General features: G+C 63.6%; 3 protein-coding genes. 1 reads left to right on the forward strand and 2 read right to left on the reverse strand.

The window, feature by feature from the left end:
- Positions 1–658 (forward strand): alkaline phosphatase D family protein (locus AC1DWI_RS18855; protein WP_477725436.1); only part of this gene is annotated, 658 nt, incomplete at its 5' end.
- 98 nt (positions 659–756) lie between these two features.
- Here AC1DWI_RS18855 and AC1DWI_RS18860 read toward each other — a convergent pair.
- Both AC1DWI_RS18860 and AC1DWI_RS18865 read right to left on the reverse strand, forming a co-directional pair.
- Complete coding sequence (locus tag AC1DWI_RS18860; RefSeq protein WP_477669444.1) at positions 757–1,659, reverse strand: ketopantoate reductase family protein; 903 nt, start codon at positions 1,657–1,659, stop codon at positions 757–759.
- A 131-nt stretch (positions 1,660–1,790) separates the two neighbouring features.
- Complete coding sequence (locus AC1DWI_RS18865) at positions 1,791–2,720, reverse strand: LysR family transcriptional regulator (protein ID WP_477669443.1); 930 nt, start codon at positions 2,718–2,720, stop codon at positions 1,791–1,793.
- Between the last annotated feature and the right edge of the window lie 130 nt (positions 2,721–2,850).

Raw genomic sequence — 2,850 nt, forward strand, 5'->3', positions numbered from 1 at the left:
AGGCCCCCTGCTGGACATGTTTGTGGTCGACATGCGCAGCTATCGCGGTCCCAACAGCCATAACCTGCAAACCAGCGAAACCGAAGAAAGCGCCTTTATGGGCCGCCCTCAAGTTGCCTGGCTGCTGGACGGCCTGAAGCGCTCAAAATCGGTCTGGAAAGTGATCGCCGCCGACATGCCCATCAGCCTGCATGTGGACGATGGCAAAGACAGCGACGGCCGCAGCCGCTGGGAAGCCATCGCCAACGGTGACGATGGCGTCCCCCTGGGTCGCGAAATCGAAATTGCGCGCCTGCTGCGCGAGATCAAGCGTGCCGGCATCAAGAATGTGGTGTGGCTGACGGCCGATGTTCACTACACCGCCGCGCATTATTTCGACCCGGCCAAGGCCAGGTTCAATGATTTTTCGCCATTCTGGGAGTTTGTGTCGGGTCCGCTCAACGCCGGTGGATTTGGGCCCAACAAAACCGACGCCACCTTCGGCATGCAGGTGATGTACCAGAAAGCCCCCACCGAAGTGAACGCGCCACCCACCAACGGCATGCAGTTCTTTGGCCAGGTCGACATCGACGCGAAAACCAGGGCCATGACAGTCACCTTGAAAGACCTGGCCGGCGCGTCGCTTTACACCAAGACACTGGCGCCGCAACGCGCCTGACCGGCTGAAACACGAGGCCGCGTCAAAGCCGCGGTAGCGCAGTCAGCTTCGCTGCGTCGGCAGTGCTCTGGTGCACTGGCCGGCAGCAACTGAATGCGTCACTTGCCTTCCATTAACTTCACCAGCGCCCACAACACCCGGTTCGCCGGCGTGGCCACACCCAGCGCTTCACCGCGCCTGACGACCAGCCCGTTGAGGTAGTCGATCTCGGTGGGTTTGCCGCGCGCCAGGTCTTGTGCGGTGGATGACAACTGGTTGGGCATGCTGCCGGCCAGCTTGTCCACGGCCAGGTGCATGTCGCCCTGCACCTGCACGCCTTCGGCCTCTGCCACGGCCAGGCATTCGGCCACCACGTCGCGCATGACGTCTTTCACGCCCTCGCCCTGCACGGTTTTGCCGTACGGCAGCTGCGCGATGGCCGAGACGGCGTTGTAAGCGCAGTTGAGGATGAGTTTGGCCCACAACGCGCCGCGCACATTGCTGGAGATTTCAACCGGCACACCGGCTGCGATGAAGGCCTGGGCCACGGCCTCGCTCCGGCTGGCCGGCTCAATCACCAGCTCGCCGCGGCCGTGGTGCCTGACGTGGCCGGGGCCGGCCATTTCGGTAGCGACGTACACCACGGCGGCAGCCACTGCATGCTGCGGCAGCACAGTGCGCAGGCGGTCGGCGTTGTCGACGCCGTTTTGCAGGCAGAGCACCAGCGCATCTGGCGCCAGGTGCGGCCGGATCAATGCACCGGCCGCTTCGGTGTCGGTGGACTTCACGCAGAACAGCACCAGGCCGGCGCCCTGCACGGCGGTGGGTTCGCTGCTGGCGGCCAGGCGCACGTGTTCGTCGAAAGTGCGGGTTTCCATGTGCAGGCCGTCACTCTGAATGGCGTCAGCATGCCGGGGCCGGGCGATCAGCACCACGTCAAGCCCCGCACGGGCCAGCATGCCGCCGTAATAACAACCAACGGCGCCTGCGCCCATCACGGCGGCTTTGAGGGATTGGGTCATGGGTGTCTTTGCCTTCAATGAGATACGGAAACGGAAGGGGAAACGTAAAAAGGAATTGTGGGCGAAGTCTGCCGCCCTTGCCGGCGACCGGGCCTCTTAGCCCGGGCCGCCCTTGCCGGCGACCGGGCCTCTTAGCCCGGGCCGCCGGTAAAGCGCCGGGCCAGTTGGTCGCGCTCGAAGGCCTCGACCACAAAATCGATGAACACCCGCGTCTTGACAGGCATCTGGCTGCGCGTGGCGTAGTAAATCGAGATCACGCCGGCATCGACATACCACTGCGGCAGCACCCTGACGAGTTCACCGCGCTCCAGCAAAGGCAGTACATCGGGCAAAGCCACGAGCGTCACGCCCAGGCCCAGCAACGCTGCCGCGCGCATGGCCGTCGGGTCGTTCACCACCACCGAATCCATGAAACCTGCCGGAACTTCCGCGCCGGCCGCATTGCGCATGACCCACTGGCGAACCCGGCCCGTTCCGCTGGAACGCAGGGCGATGCCTTTGAGCCCGGCCAGGCCCGCGGGGTCGGCCGGGGCCTGCTGGCCTGCCATATAGGCGGGCGATGCCACGGCGACCAGGTGGATCGGGGCCAGTGCGCGCGACACCACGCCTGGCGACAGCTCAAAGCCGCCGCCGATGGCCGCGTCATACCCCTCGGCGATCAGGTCGACCGGGCGGTTTTCAAAGTACCAGTCAGGACGTATGAGCGGATAACGGTCCAGGAAGGCCGGCAGCAGCGGCACGATGTAGTCGATGCCAAAGGTGGGCGACATGCTGACCTTGAGTTGACCTGCGGGGGCGCCGCTGTCGCTGGAGATGGCCGCGATGGCGGACTGCAGCGCATCGAGGTTGCCGCTGATCGAGACCAGGAAGCGTTCACCGGCTTCGGTCAGCGTGAGTTTGCGGGTCGAGCGCTGAAACAGCCGCACGCCCAGGTTTCGCTCCAGCATGGCGACGTTGCGGCTGACGGCGGCAGGCGTCAGGGCCAAGCGCCGTGCCGCCTCAGAAAAGCTGCGGCCTTCGGCGCTGCGAATAAACGATTCGAGGTTGGCCAGGGTTTCCATTTCACCATTTTAAAGTAATGATTGAAAATAATTCAATCAATTACCTGCTTATCAAAAGGCAATCAAAAACCCATCATTCACCCATCAACAACCAAGGAGTGAATTTATGTCTACCCTCTCAACCCCATCC

Source organism: Polaromonas sp. P3_C2 (genome assembly GCF_056402675.1).

What these genes read in the sequence shown, in the direction of transcription:
- AC1DWI_RS18860 (WP_477669444.1), bottom strand. Translation starts at nt 1,659, where the DNA reads ATGACCCAATCCCTCAAAGCCGCCGTGATGGGCGCAGGCGCCGTTGGT.
- AC1DWI_RS18865 (WP_477669443.1), bottom strand. Translation starts at nt 2,720, where the DNA reads ATGGAAACCCTGGCCAACCTCGAATCGTTTATTCGCAGCGCCGAAGGC.